Source organism: Escherichia sp. MOD1-EC6162, from assembly GCF_002965125.1.
Lineage (GTDB): Bacteria > Pseudomonadota > Gammaproteobacteria > Enterobacterales > Enterobacteriaceae > Escherichia > Escherichia marmotae.
Genome location: NZ_PTSB01000010.1, coordinates 102606 through 115995, shown reverse-complemented (window position 1 = coordinate 115995; position 13390 = coordinate 102606). Strand labels below are relative to the sequence as shown.

General features: G+C 50.0%; 13 protein-coding genes and 1 other RNA gene. 6 read left to right on the top strand and 8 right to left on the bottom strand.

The window, feature by feature from the left end; genetic code table 11:
* The first annotated feature begins 212 nt into the window (after positions 1-212).
* From argO to srsR, 3 genes are all read left to right on the top strand, one after another.
* Positions 213-848: an arginine exporter ArgO gene (gene argO, locus A9587_RS10760; RefSeq protein ID WP_105263548.1), complete on the top strand. Its 636-nt coding sequence runs from the start codon at positions 213-215 to the stop codon at positions 846-848.
* Positions 849-940: 92 nt separating this feature from the next.
* A complete protein-coding gene (locus tag A9587_RS10755) occupies positions 941-1681 on the top strand; it encodes an oxidative stress defense protein (RefSeq protein WP_000669823.1) in 741 nt (246 codons plus the stop codon).
* A gap of 168 nt (positions 1682-1849) precedes the next feature.
* A complete protein-coding gene (gene srsR / locus A9587_RS10750) occupies positions 1850-2746 on the top strand; it encodes a LysR family transcriptional regulator SrsR (RefSeq protein WP_000350787.1) in 897 nt (298 codons plus the stop codon).
* Here srsR and scpC read toward each other — a convergent pair.
* The 5 genes from scpC to argP form a co-directional block, all read right to left on the bottom strand.
* A complete protein-coding gene (gene scpC / locus A9587_RS10745) occupies positions 2743-4221 on the bottom strand; it encodes a propionyl-CoA:succinate CoA transferase (RefSeq protein WP_000063070.1) in 1479 nt (492 codons plus the stop codon). The genes srsR and scpC overlap by 4 nt on opposite strands.
* Positions 4222-4246: 25 nt before the next feature.
* Positions 4247-5032 (bottom strand): methylmalonyl-CoA decarboxylase, encoded by a 786-nt coding sequence (gene scpB / locus A9587_RS10740; RefSeq protein WP_000122073.1) that lies wholly within the window; start codon positions 5030-5032, stop codon positions 4247-4249.
* A 10-nt stretch (positions 5033-5042) separates the two neighbouring features.
* Positions 5043-6038 carry a methylmalonyl Co-A mutase-associated GTPase MeaB gene (gene meaB / locus A9587_RS10735; RefSeq protein WP_000606737.1) on the bottom strand — a complete coding sequence of 332 codons (996 nt, stop codon included), beginning with the start codon at positions 6036-6038 and terminating at the stop codon, positions 5043-5045.
* Positions 6031-8175 carry a methylmalonyl-CoA mutase gene (scpA, locus tag A9587_RS10730; protein ID WP_105263549.1) on the bottom strand — a complete coding sequence of 715 codons (2145 nt, stop codon included), beginning with the start codon at positions 8173-8175 and terminating at the stop codon, positions 6031-6033. The genes meaB and scpA overlap by 8 nt, the downstream gene beginning before the upstream one ends.
* A gap of 201 nt (positions 8176-8376) precedes the next feature.
* Positions 8377-9270 (bottom strand): DNA-binding transcriptional regulator ArgP, encoded by an 894-nt coding sequence (argP, locus tag A9587_RS10725; protein WP_000828349.1) that lies wholly within the window; start codon positions 9268-9270, stop codon positions 8377-8379.
* Between the two features lie 375 nt (positions 9271-9645).
* On the opposite strand from argP, the gene rpiA reads away from it, so the two are divergent.
* The 3 genes from rpiA (at position 9646) to A9587_RS25655 (ending at position 12096) form a co-directional block, all read left to right on the top strand.
* Complete coding sequence (gene rpiA, locus A9587_RS10720; protein ID WP_016249170.1) at positions 9646-10305, top strand: ribose-5-phosphate isomerase RpiA; 660 nt, start codon at positions 9646-9648, stop codon at positions 10303-10305.
* 258 nt (positions 10306-10563) lie between these two features.
* Positions 10564-11796, top strand: a complete 1233-nt coding sequence (gene serA / locus A9587_RS10715; RefSeq protein WP_001151616.1) for a phosphoglycerate dehydrogenase — start codon at positions 10564-10566, stop codon at positions 11794-11796.
* A 255-nt stretch (positions 11797-12051) separates the two neighbouring features.
* Entirely contained in the window at positions 12052-12096 is a 45-nt protein-coding gene (locus A9587_RS25655) for a hypothetical protein (protein ID WP_370567170.1), read from the top strand.
* Between the two features lie 81 nt (positions 12097-12177).
* Here A9587_RS25655 and A9587_RS10710 read toward each other — a convergent pair whose 3' ends face one another.
* From A9587_RS10710 to zapA, 3 genes are all read right to left on the bottom strand, one after another.
* On the bottom strand, positions 12178-12780 hold the full coding sequence (locus A9587_RS10710) for a 5-formyltetrahydrofolate cyclo-ligase (RefSeq protein WP_105263550.1): 603 nt from the start codon (positions 12778-12780) through the stop codon (positions 12178-12180).
* Positions 12781-12800: 20 nt separating this feature from the next.
* A non-coding RNA gene (gene ssrS, locus A9587_RS10705) (6S RNA) lies at positions 12801-12984 on the bottom strand.
* A 41-nt stretch (positions 12985-13025) separates the two neighbouring features.
* Positions 13026-13355, bottom strand: coding sequence for a cell division protein ZapA (gene zapA / locus A9587_RS10700; protein WP_001276008.1), 330 nt, complete (start codon positions 13353-13355; stop codon positions 13026-13028).
* Positions 13356-13390: the final 35 nt, after the last annotated feature.

Below are 13390 nucleotides of genomic sequence, written 5' to 3'. Positions count from 1 at the left end.
TGTTAGTCCTTTACAACGCGAGCAGGGAAGCGAGCCATAACGTCGTTTATGCCATGGGGAATGTTGAGATTGTTATTCTAAAATCAGTCACCGAGTAGAATTATTTAAATTAATATTAAAATTATTTATATGCTATTAGAATTATCAATTTTATCTAATAACAATCCCGCGCTATAGTCTCTGCATCAGGTAATTAACTCGGAAGTTTTAACGTGTTTTCTTATTATTTTCAAGGTCTTGCGCTTGGTGCGGCTATGATCCTGCCGCTCGGTCCGCAAAATGCTTTTGTGATGAATCAGGGCATTCGCCGTCAGTACCACATAATGATTGCCTTACTTTGTGCAATCAGCGATTTAGTCCTGATTTGCGCCGGGATTTTTGGCGGTAGCGCGTTACTGATGCAGTCTCCGTGGTTATTGGCATTAGTGACCTGGGGTGGTGTTGCCTTTTTGTTGTGGTATGGCTTTGGCGCTTTTAAAACTGCGATGGGCAGTAATATTGAACTGGCGAGTGCCGAAGTGATGAAACAGGGGCGATGGAAAATTATCGCCACCATGCTGGCGGTGACCTGGCTGAATCCGCATGTCTATCTGGATACCTTTGTGGTACTGGGCAGCCTGGGCGGTCAACTTGATCCTGACCCAAAACGTTGGTTTGCATTCGGGACGATTAGCGCCTCTTTCCTGTGGTTTTTTGGCCTGGCGTTATTAGCCGCCTGGCTGGCACCGCGTTTGCGTACCGCCAAAGCGCAGCGCATTATCAATTTCATGGTGGGCTGCGTGATGTGGTTTATCGCTCTACAACTGGCGAAAGAGGGGATTGCCCATGCACAAGCCTTGTTCAGTTAGGTGCTATCTGATGGAAAATTAAAACAGAGACGCTAAGCTTGCCTCCAGAGGTCCTGAATTTTGGGCAAGTCAATTAACACGGAGAGACTAACGTGAAGTTCAAAGTTATCGCCCTGGCGGCATTGATGGGTTTCAGCGGAATGGCAGTACAGGCCAATGAACTACCGGATGGTCCGCATATTGTCACTTCAGGAACAGCAAGCGTGGATGCGGTGCCAGACATTGCCACCCTTGCGATTGAAGTCAACGTGGCAGCGAAGGATGCCGCGACCGCCAAGAAGCAGGCGGATGAGCGTGTGGCGCAATATATCTCTTTCCTTGAACTCAATCAGATCGCGAAAAAAGATATCAGCTCTGCAAATTTACGCACCCAGCCTGATTACGATTACCAGGATGGTAAAAGTATTCTGAAAGGCTACCGGGCGGTGAGAACGGTGGAAGTAACGCTTCGTCAGTTAGACAAACTGAATTCTTTGCTGGATGGCGCGCTGAAGGCCGGGCTTAACGAAATTCGTTCTGTTTCCTTGGGTGTGGCGCAACCTGATGCCTATAAAGATAAAGCGCGTAAGGCGGCGATTGATAATGCGATTCATCAGGCACAGGAGCTGGCGAACGGCTTTAATCGCAAGTTGGGGCCGGTATATAGCGTGCGCTACCATGTTTCCAACTATCAGCCCAGCCCGATGGTTCGAATGATGAAAGCTGATGCCGCGCCGGTTTCCACTCAGGAAACTTACGAGCAGGCTGCTATTCAGTTTGATGATCAGGTTGATGTGGTCTTCCAGTTAGAACCTGTTGATCAGCAACCTGCAAAAACACCTACCGCACAATAATACTTTTAGCCCGACGCCTTTGTCGGGCTAATGTCTTCACCTGATATCGCCTCCTTTTTCTGTAATTTTCTGTAAAACCATGATGCAATCACCTATCTTTGCACGCGATTTCATCAAAGATTGAATAACTGAAACGGTTAAGCGGACAGTGATGTTTGGGGAGAGGGTATGGATATTTTTATTTCAAAAAAGATGCGCAATTTTATTTTATTAGCGCAAACTAATAATATTGCCCGGGCAGCAGAAAAAATACATATGACGGCGTCGCCGTTCGGCAAAAGTATTGCCGCGCTGGAGGAGCAAATTGGTTATACATTGTTTACCCGTAAAGATAACAATATTAGTCTTAATAAAGCTGGACAGGAACTTTATCAAAAACTTTTTCCGGTTTACCAACGAATTTCTGCTATTGATAATGAAATTCATAATTCCGGGCGTCGTTCTCGTGAAATTGTAATTGGTATAGATAATACCTATCCGACGATTATTTTTGATCAGCTAATCAGCCTTGGTGATAAATATGAAGGGGTGACAGCCCAGCCGGTTGAGTTTAGTGAGAATGGGGTTATTGATAATCTCTTCCACCACCAGTTTGATTTTATTATCTCTCCGCAGCATGTCTCCGGGCGTGTAAAGGGGTTGGAGAGCCTGACTATCAGCGAACTTTCGCCGCTGCGACTGGGGTTTCTCGTTTCTCGCCGTTTTGAAGAACGCCAGGAGCAGGAGTTATTACAGGAGCTGCCGTGGTTACAGATGCGCTTTCAGAACCGCGCTAACTATGAAGCGATGATTGATGCGAACATGCGTCCTTGTGGGATTAATCCAACAATCATTTATCGTCCCTACAGTTTTATGGCCAAAATAAGCGCCGTTGAGCGCGGACATTTCCTGACAGTCATTCCACATTTTGCCTGGCGGTTGGTGAACCCGGCAACGCTGAAATATTTTGATGCGCCGCATACGCCAATGTATATGCAGGAATACCTCTATTCACTGAAAAACCATCGCTATACCGCCACGATGCTACAGCAAATTTCTGAAGATCGTGACGGTACGAGCAATTAACTCAGCATCGAGCCAGTTTCGATCAAGTTACGATGCAGATCGAAAACGTGGCTAAGATCGTGGTGAATATGCCCACCAGGTGCATTTTCCAGATAGTGATGCAGATAGTCACGGTACATGGGATGGGCACAGTTATCGATGATAGCGCGTGCGCGCTGAAGTGGGGAGAGGCCGCGCAGGTCGGCAATCCCTTGTTCAGTGATGATCACTTTCACGCTGTGTTCGCTGTGATCGACATGGCTACACATTGGCACGATAGTTGATATCTTGCCTTCTTTGGCGATCGACGGTGCCATAAAGATCGACAGGTAAGCATTGCGTTCAAAATCGCCGCTGCCGCCGATACCGTTCATCAAATTAACTCCGGCAACATGCGTTGAGTTGGCATGTCCGTAAATATCAAACTCCAGACCCACGTTCAGAGCGATAACACCAAGGCGGCGGATAATTTCCGGGTTATTGGAAATCTCCTGCGGACGTAACACAATGCGGCTGGAGAAGTAGTCCATATTGTCGTAAATCTTACGCAGTGAATCGGCAGAGATTGTCAGACTGGAGGCGCTGGCACCGGTGATTTTGCCGGTTTCCAGAAGATGAACCACCGATTCCTGTAGCACTTCCGAATACATCATAAACGGTGGAATATCCGGGTTATCTCCGAGACGTGCCATTACCGCATTATTGATGTTGCCAACCCCACTTTGCAATGGCAAAAACTCCGGTGGAATACGCCCCTGTGCCATTTCACGTAACAGAAAGGTGACTACATTGTCAGCGATTTGCTGGCACATGGGATTTTGCTTATCCAGGATATTACCTGCATCAGGTAAGTTGGTTTCCACGACCGCAACAATCTTTTTCGGATCAATGTGCACATAACGAGTACCGACGCGATCCATTGCATGGAAGATCGAAACGCTATTGCGCCGCGGTGGTGCTCCTGGAATCACAATATCTGCCAGTTCCGCAACGCGCGGATCGTGATAGTGATTGAGTTCAATGATCACTTTCTTTGCCTGCAGTAACCAGGTCGGCGCGTTACCGATCCCACTGGTCAACCAGACACGTCCATCCGGTGCGATCTCTGAAGCTTCAATTACCGCAACATCAATGTCACCGAAGAAGCCGTAGTTGACCATTTGCGCTACTTCGCTCAAATGTAGATCAACAAAACTGACCGCACCCTGATTGATCTTTTTGCGTAATCCAGATGATGTTTGATACGGAGCGCGCCACGAAACAGCGTCAGCTTCAGAGAGTACATCATCGGCGGCGGCGCTAATTGACGCTCCGGTTAGCAGGCGAATTTGGTACGGTTTTTTCGCCTCATGCTGTTCATTGGCACGACGGGCAATAGCAGCAGGCAGGGCTTTAGGTGAACCCGCAGGGGTAAAGCCGCTGAATGCCACCATATCGTTGTGCCGGATAATTTCCGCCGCTTCATCGGCGGTCATCCTTGCCCAGGTCATACTCATCCTTTACTCCTTTGTTCGCAGATCATTAATGACCGACGAAATTAGGTTTACGTTTTTCCAGGAAGGCGTTCATACCTTCCTGATAATCCTCGCTGTCATAAACCTCCCGGCGCATCCCCTGAATACGTTCAAACTCATCTGAATTCATGGTGTGTGCTTCGCCCAACACGCGCAGTTCTTCCTTGATTACCGCAATCGCCAGCGGTGCTTTTTCGGAAATGTGGTGAGCCATTTGTAAGGTGAAATCTTCCAGCTCGTTGATGTCAACAACGTGGTTGAGAATGCCAACAGCCAGCGCGCGTTGGGCTGTGATTGGCGAAGCGGTAAAAATCAGCTCTTTGACAATGTGGAAACCCGCGTCACGGGTCAGGTTGTGAATGCCGACCAGGTTATATGGGACGCCGAGGTTAACTGGCGTCATTGAGAAGGTGGAGGTGCTGGCGGCGATGATCAGATCGGAACTCATGATCATTTCAAATGCGCCTCCCCAGACGCTCCCTTCAACCATCGAAATTACCGGTTTGGGGCATTTTTGGATCATGCGGGTGATTTGGCGTAGCGGATCATCGTAGGAGAGTGGATCGCGGCCGCCTGATGGCAGTTCATGAATATCGTGACCTGCGGAGAACACTTTGGAACCACTCGGGGCACGCAGAATGATACAACGGATTTCCGGACGGTTGAGATCGCTTAATGCCTGGAGCAGGTCATCAATAAAGACTTTACTTAATGCATTGAGTTTGCGGCCATAGTTAAACTCAATTACCGCAACTTTGTTGATGGTGACAACATTAACATACTGATAAGACATAAAAATTCCTTTAATCAAAATATTGAGTCTGGATAAATTCACTGAGTTGCCGCAGGCCGGTGCGCGGCGAAAGCGTGTTGTTTTTGACTGCTAATAGCGTCTGGCGGTAATAGCGATCGAAATCTTCATTAGCGAACAGGTGGTGCAGCACTTCTTCCTCGGTTTGCTTACGCAGCCATTCCACCGATTGTTGCTGCCGCATCAGGGGCAAACGACCGCTGGCGGTAAGCGCGGTTTTGAAATCGATAATCGCGTGCCAAATCTCATCGATACCGCATTTTTCCAGTGCGCTACAGGTGAGGACTCGTGGTTGCCATTCTTCATATTTGCGACGCAGAATATGTAGGGCGCTTTCGTACATATGGCGGGCAATGGCGACATTCGTGTGGTTATCGCCATCGTCTTTGTTGATGACAACCAGATCTGCCACCTCCATTAGCCCCTTTTTAATGCCCTGGAGATCATCACCACCACCGGCAATTTGTAGTGAGATAAAACAGTCGACCATGCGGGCTACTTCCGTTTCCGACTGTCCGACGCCGACGGTTTCAACGATCACCACGTCATAACCCGCCGCTTCGCATAACAGCATTAACTCCCGTGCTCGTTGGCTGGCACCGCCCAGATGACCAGATGACGGAACCGGGCGAATAAACGCCGCATCGGCACGAGCCAGTTCGGTCATACGTGTCTTGTCACCAAGGATGCTGCCACCGGTTACCGGGCTGCTGGGATCAACGGCAATCACCGCGACCTTCAACCCCTGGCGAATTAGCTGCATGCCGAAGACTTCAAGAAAGGTACTTTTCCCCGCGCCGGGTGTACCGGTAACGCCCAGCCGCAGCGCATTTCCACAGAATGGCATGATGGCATCGAGCAACAGGTTACTTAGCGCCTGATGACGCGGATGGCGGCTTTCTACCAGCGTCATGGCTTGGGCAAGTGTGGCTCGTTCACCCTCACGTAAGCGGCGAATGTTGTCTGCTAGTGTGGTTTCGTTAATCATGATGCTGGCTAATTCGGTTCAGCACATCACGTACACTGTCGAGCATGGGAGTACCCGGGCCATAAATCGCCGCCACGCCACGCTCTTGCAGGAAGGCATAATCTTGCGGTGGAATAACGCCGCCAGCGACTACACAGATATCTTCGCGCCCCCATTTTTTAAGGGCTTCGACCAGTTCCGGGATCAGCGTTTTGTGTCCAGCCGCGAGAGAGGATGCGCCCACCACATGAACGTCGTTTTCTACCGCCAGTCTGGAGATCTCTTCTGGCGTCGAGAACATCGGGCTGAGATCAACGTCAAAACCCAGATCGGAATAGGCGCTGGCAATGACTTTCGCTCCGCGATCGTGCCCATCCTGACCCATTTTTGCGATCAGAATACGTGGGCGACGACCATTGTTGGCGAGGAACAGCTCCGTTTGCGCAACAATGGCATCAAATTCGCAGGCTGATTTTTCCGACTGGTGATAACTTTGCGCAATCACGCCGGTAACACACTGACTCGGCACCAGATAACGGTCAAAAGCGGCCTCCAGTGCATCGGAAATCTCACCCAATGTCGCGCGAACGCGTGCTGCATTAACAGCGGCAGCCAGCAGGTTTTCGTTTTGCAGCGCAGCGTTAGTCAGGGCGTTCAGCGCGGCGGTTACGGCTGCATCATCACGGGTGGCACGAATGCGTTCCAGCGAAGCAATTTGCTCGTTACGAACCATCACATTGTCGATCTCCAGTACATCGGTTTTGTCTTCGTGATCCCGTTTGTACTTGTTCACGCCAACTATCACCCGTTTGCCCTGGTCGATCAGCGATTGTTCACGCGCAGATGCTTCTTCGATCATTCGTTTTGGCAAGCCCGCTTCGATCGCTTTCGCCATGCCACCGGCTTCGTCGATCTGATCAATGATGGCTCTGGCCTGTTTCACGATCTGATCAGTTAGTGACTCAACGTAATAAGAACCGGCTAGCGGATCGACGGTGCGGCAGAGTTCTGACTCTTCCTGAATAATGATCTGAGTGTTGCGGGCAATACGTGCCGAGAAATCGGTCGGCAGACCAAGAGCTTCATCAAAAGCGTTGGTATGCAGCGACTGAGTACCGCCCAGAGTCGCGGCCAGTGCCTCAATGGTGGTGCGGATAACGTTGTTATAGGGATCTTGCTCGGTGAGACTCCAGCCGGAGGTTTGACAATGGGTACGCAGCGCCAGTGATTTCGGATCTTTGGCTCCAAATCCGCTTACCGCTTCGCTCCAGAGATAACGTGCGGCACGCAGCATGGCGATGTTCATAAACAGATCCATGCCAATACCGAAGAAGAACGACAGACGTGGGGCAAAGTCGTCAATTTTCAGACCAGCAGAGAGTGCAGCTTTGATGTACTCAATCCCATCAGCCAGGGTGAATGCCACCTGCTGCACGCAATTTGCACCCGCTTCGCCCATGTGGTAGCCGCTAATACTGATGGTATTAAAGCGCGGCATATTGCCGGAACACCAGGCGATGATATCAGCGATAATGCGCATAGACGGTTTCGGCGGGTAAATATAGGTATTGCGGCAGAGGTACTCTTTCAGGATGTCGTTCTGGATGGTGCCAGTAAGTTTATCGGGGGGAACTCCTTGCTCTTCAGCGGCCACGATATAAAACGCCAGTACTGGCAGGACTGCGCCGTTCATGGTCATTGACACCGACATTTTATCCAGTGGAATTTGGTCGAACAGCACCTTCATATCTTCTACGGTGTCTATAGCAACGCCCGCTTTTCCGACATCGCCAGCAACACGCGGATTGTCGGAGTCGTAACCGCGGTGGGTGGCGAGGTCAAAGGCAACGGAAAGACCTTTTTGCCCGGCCGCGAGGTTACGGCGATAAAAGGCGTTAGACTCTTTGGCCGTTGAGAAACCGGCATATTGGCGGATGGTCCATGGCTGGGCTGTGTACATGGTGGCGCGGGGGCCACGAACGTAGGGCGGCAAGCCAGGAAGGGTGCCTGTCACTTCCAGATTGTTGAGATCGACTTCGGTATACAGCGGCTTGATGGCGATCCCTTCCGCCGTTTGCCGTACCAGTGAGTCGACGGTTTTTTCCCGACAGCTCAACTCCTTGTTGGCAAGCTGTTGCCACTCCTGCACGTTTGACATTATTTGCTCCATAAAGCGCAATAAAATAGGGGATTTGCGCTTACGGTGAGCTTTTTAAACGGGTTTGTCGCCAGCAAAAAAAATGCATTGAGGCGTCGTTTTTTGCCGTGTGAGATTTGTCTCTTTTGTGACGTTGTTCAAAGAAGGTAAAAAGAAAGAAGGAAAATGCCTGATATGTGCTATCAGGCATTAAGTGATTGATTAATCCTGACGAAGTACTTTGTGACCATAGTCGAGCAAAGCATCAGTGACTTTACGCATCATGCGGCTTTCTGGGGCAAAGCGATGCCAGTAGAGCATTCGCCGTTGAAACAGCCCCGGTGTCAGGTCTATTAACTCGCCGCTAGCCAGTTCTTTCTCAATTTGCAGGTGTGGGATCATACAGCAGGTTGTTCCCTGGCGAGCGAGTTGAACGAAGGCTTCTGACGAGTTAACGATATGGCACGGTACGCTACCTGGCGGCAGATCGAAGTTTTGCTGCAAAAATGCCTGGTGCATATCGTCAAGATGGTCAAACGCCACCACCGGTGCCTTGAGCAGCGCGGAGCGGCTTACTCCGTTGGGGAAGTATTTCTCAGCAAACGGTTTGGAGCTGACGAACAGATAGTCAAGCGCGCCAAGTTTATCGACAAGACAGCTTGGTAGCGCCTGATGTTGAATACTCACCGCGCCGACCACTTCGCCACGACGCAGGCGCTCCTGGGTACGGGTTTCATCTTCCACCTGTAAATTCAGACGGATAGGCGAGTCAGCCAGCACAGGAGCGAGCGCCGGAAGCAGCCAGGTTGCCAGGCTGTCGGCGTTGACTGCAAGCGAAAGCAGTAGCGGGGTTGAACCGGTTTGTTCATCGCCCAGCCACTCCTCTTCCAGCAACTCAACCTGGCGAAGCAGTGCCAGCAGTTTTTGCCCTTGCTCAGTAGGCCGCGGCGGGACAGTGCGCACCAGTAACGGCTGCCCGAACATATTTTCTAGCTGCTTAATGCGCTGTGAGACGGCTGATTGCGTAATGCACAATTTCTGTGCCGCACGCTCAAATCCTCGTTCACGTATCACCGCATCCAGTGCCTGTAATGTCCTGTAGTCCGGGCGTTTCATTGCTTTAACCTACTCCTCAAATTTTCTTATGCCGAACTATGACATAATTTTGCTTTGGGTACAGAGCATTTAGCGTATGAAAAAGTAGCTATAATGGAAATTTTGGGTGGCGTTACCGTGTCTTTTTGTCTTTGTGGAGACCCGGGAAAAGTTCTGTAGAGCTTCACTTTTATCGGTGCAGCTTCAGATATGCACGCTGGTTGATAAAAGGGGTCACCCGATGCCTGCTGATATCCAGGCTTGCAGGGACGAAAGAGAATTCCCCCTATTGCCTGTTATTCATGGATGAGTTAGTCGCACGACTTGCTGACGGGGTCTGAACCGCGTTTTTTGTATATAATGCGTGTGAAATTTCATACCACAGGCGAAACGATCATGACGCAGGATGAATTGAAAAAAGCAGTAGGATGGGCGGCACTTCAGTATGTTCAGCCCGGGACCATTGTTGGTGTAGGTACAGGTTCCACCGCCGCACACTTTATTGATGCACTCGGCACGATGAAAGGTCAGATTGAAGGGGCAGTTTCCAGCTCCGATGCATCCACTGAAAAACTGAAAAGCCTTGGCATTCACGTTTTTGACCTCAATGAAGTGGACAGCCTTGGAATTTACGTCGACGGAGCAGATGAAATCAACGGCCATATGCAGATGATCAAAGGTGGCGGCGCGGCGCTGACCCGTGAAAAAATCATCGCTTCAGTCGCGAAGAAGTTTATCTGTATTGCAGATGCTTCCAAGCAGGTCGATATTCTGGGTAAATTCCCACTGCCGGTAGAAGTTATCCCGATGGCGCGTAGTGCAGTAGCTCGTCAGTTGGTGAAATTAGGCGGCCGTCCGGAATACCGTCAGGGCGTGGTGACTGATAACGGCAACGTGATCCTCGACGTTCACGGCATGGAAATTCTTGACCCGGTGGCGATGGAAAACGCAATTAACGCTATCCCTGGCGTGGTTACTGTTGGTCTGTTTGCCAACCGTGGTGCGGATGTCGCGCTGATTGGCACACCTGACGGCGTCAAAACCATTGTGAAATGATCTGACGGGGGAGTTCTCTCCCCCGTTAAAAATTTTTTTCATTGTTAAATTTGGTGACATCTGTCACGTTTTTAACCCTCTGTTACCTAACGCTCTAAACAAAGTCTTATCTCCAGCATTTTCTTCTGTTAATCAACCTTGCGTGATATTTCCTCAACATCGCGACGCAAACGTTCATATTGCCGCAATATTATTTTTTGATATGTTGAAAGGCGGATGTAAATCCACACACAACATTTCAAAGACAGGATTGGGTAAATGGCAAAGGTATCGCTGGAGAAAGACAAGATTAAGTTTCTGCTGGTAGAAGGCGTGCACCAAAAGGCGCTGGAAAGCCTTCGCGCGGCGGGTTACACCAACATCGAATTTCACAAAGGCGCGCTGGATGATGAACAATTAAAAGAATCCATCCGCGATGCCCACTTCATCGGCCTGCGATCCCGTACCCATCTGACAGAAGACGTGATCAATGCCGCAGAAAAGCTGGTCGCTATTGGTTGTTTCTGCATAGGCACAAACCAGGTTGATTTAAATGCTGCGGCAAAACGTGGGATCCCGGTATTTAACGCACCGTTTTCGAATACGCGTTCCGTTGCTGAGCTGGTGATTGGCGAACTTTTGCTGCTATTGCGCGGAGTGCCGGAGGCCAACGCTAAAGCGCACCGTGGCGTGTGGAACAAACTGGCGGCGGGTTCTTTTGAAGCTCGCGGCAAAAAGCTGGGTATCATTGGCTATGGTCATATTGGTACGCAGCTTGGCATTCTCGCGGAGTCGCTGGGGATGTATGTTTACTTCTATGATATTGAAAACAAACTGCCACTGGGCAACGCGACTCAAGTGCAACATCTTTCCGACCTGCTGAATATGAGCGACGTGGTAAGTCTGCATGTGCCAGAAAATCCGTCCACCAAAAATATGATGGGCGCGAAAGAGATTGCGCTGATGAAGCCCGGTTCGCTACTGATTAACGCCTCGCGCGGTACTGTAGTCGATATTCCGGCACTGTGTGACGCGCTGGCGAGCAAACACCTTGCTGGTGCGGCAATTGACGTATTCCCGACGGAACCGGCGACCAACAGTGATCCGTTTACCTCTCCGCTGTGCGAATTCGACAACGTCCTGCTGACGCCACACATTGGCGGTTCGACTCAGGAAGCGCAGGAGAATATCGGCCTGGAAGTTGCAGGAAAATTGATCAAGTACTCTGACAATGGCTCCACGCTTTCTGCGGTGAACTTCCCGGAAGTATCGCTGCCGTTGCACGGTGGTCGTCGTCTGATGCACATCCATGAAAACCGTCCGGGCGTGCTGACTGCGCTGAACAAAATATTTGCCGAGCAGGGCGTTAACATCGCCGCGCAGTACCTGCAAACGTCTGCTCAGATGGGCTACGTAGTTATTGATATTGAAGCCGATGAAGACGTTGCCGAAAAAGCATTGCAGGCCATGAAAGCTATTCCTGGCACCATTCGCGCCCGTTTGCTGTACTGATTCCCCTTCTCTGACAAACAACGGGCAGGTCGCTGACTTGCCCGTTTTTTTGTCCCTTTTCCCCATGCTTCTCACCACATTTGCAGGGTTGTGCAATCGCCTTTGTGAGCCTGCTCGAAGAAAGAAATCAAAGCCAGATCAATACGTTGTGTTTACTCGAAGAAGATTTACGATGGCGGTGCAGCATGGCGCTGTAACGGTAAAGCCCTCACCGAAGCGAGGGCTTAAAGGAGAAGGGGTATGATGTGACTTGTCATCATACTGATTGTACTGTTACTGATAAATTTGCCAGCTTATTAACAGTCAGTCTCAGAACCCTTACTCACTAAATTAGGTTAAAGAATAAACGATGTAAATCAGGGCGATGCAGGTGTGTCGTCCTCACCACTCCCAGACTTTTGACGGTGTAACCACCGCAGGTAGCGGAATATCCCACTCTTCGACAGGAAGTTTTTCTACTAACTGACAATCATGTGCATAACCAACTGGCTGCATTTTATAGTGCTGCCAGTTTTGCAATGTCCGATCATAAAAACCGCCACCCATTCCCAGGCGTTGACCGTTCTTATCAAAGGCTACCAGCGGCGTTATGAGGACATCTAATTGGGAAAGGGGAAGTACATCGCGCACGTCCAGTTTCGGCTCGTGGATTTTTAATCTGTTCACCACCAGTTCACTTTGCGGATGGTAATTCAGGAACAGTAAGTTACCGACACTAAAGGGATGCAAAACTGGAAGATATAGGCGCTTACCGGCATGCCAGAGCTGTTCTATGAGCGGTTGGGTGTCGAGTTCGCCATCAAATGAGAGAAAAACGGCAACCGTATGCGCCATTACAACAGGGGGGTAGTTCATCATCCGGGTTGCGGCCTGCTGACCCATTTCGCGTTGTTGCTCCGGCGTTAAGGCACGACGTCGATGCCGAATCATTTTACGGATTTCTTGTCGGGATAATGTAAGTGGAAGTTCTGGTAGTTGTGTCATGGCTGGTGCCAGATAAGAAGGGAATCTCCGAGATGCCGCCGCAGGCTGTAACCCTTGAACCCTTGGTTCAAGGTGAATGTGTCGTCGCAGTTTTAAGGCTTCTCGGACGAACCGAGCATGCTCACCAACCACGGAGCGCCACATTCTTGTGGTATGAAATATCGGCTCAGGGGACTGGCCCGCTTGCGAACATCTCAGAGAAATTTTGTCTTCACGTTTACTCTACCACAGTAAACCGAAAAGTGTCATTCAAAGTTTTGGTTCGTTTTTTCGGTGATGCGACCTTGTTCAAGTAACGCTTGTTCTATGGTCTGTTGCAGCATCCGAATACGCTGTTCCATACTTGCCGCGTAGTCACGAGTCTTCGCTTTTTCTTGCGCTAACTCATAGCTGATGTTCAATGCAGCAATGAAAACCAACTGTTCTGTATTTGTGACTCTAGTGCGTTCTTTCAGATCTTGCAACCGTTGGTTCAGATCGTCCGCAGCCTGATTCAACGCATCCCTTTGGTCAGGCGGGCAGTTCACACGCAGTGAACGGCCAAAAATTTGGATATCGACGGGTTGTGCAGACATGCCACCTTCCTGCTGATTGACTGCGCTGCCTTCGC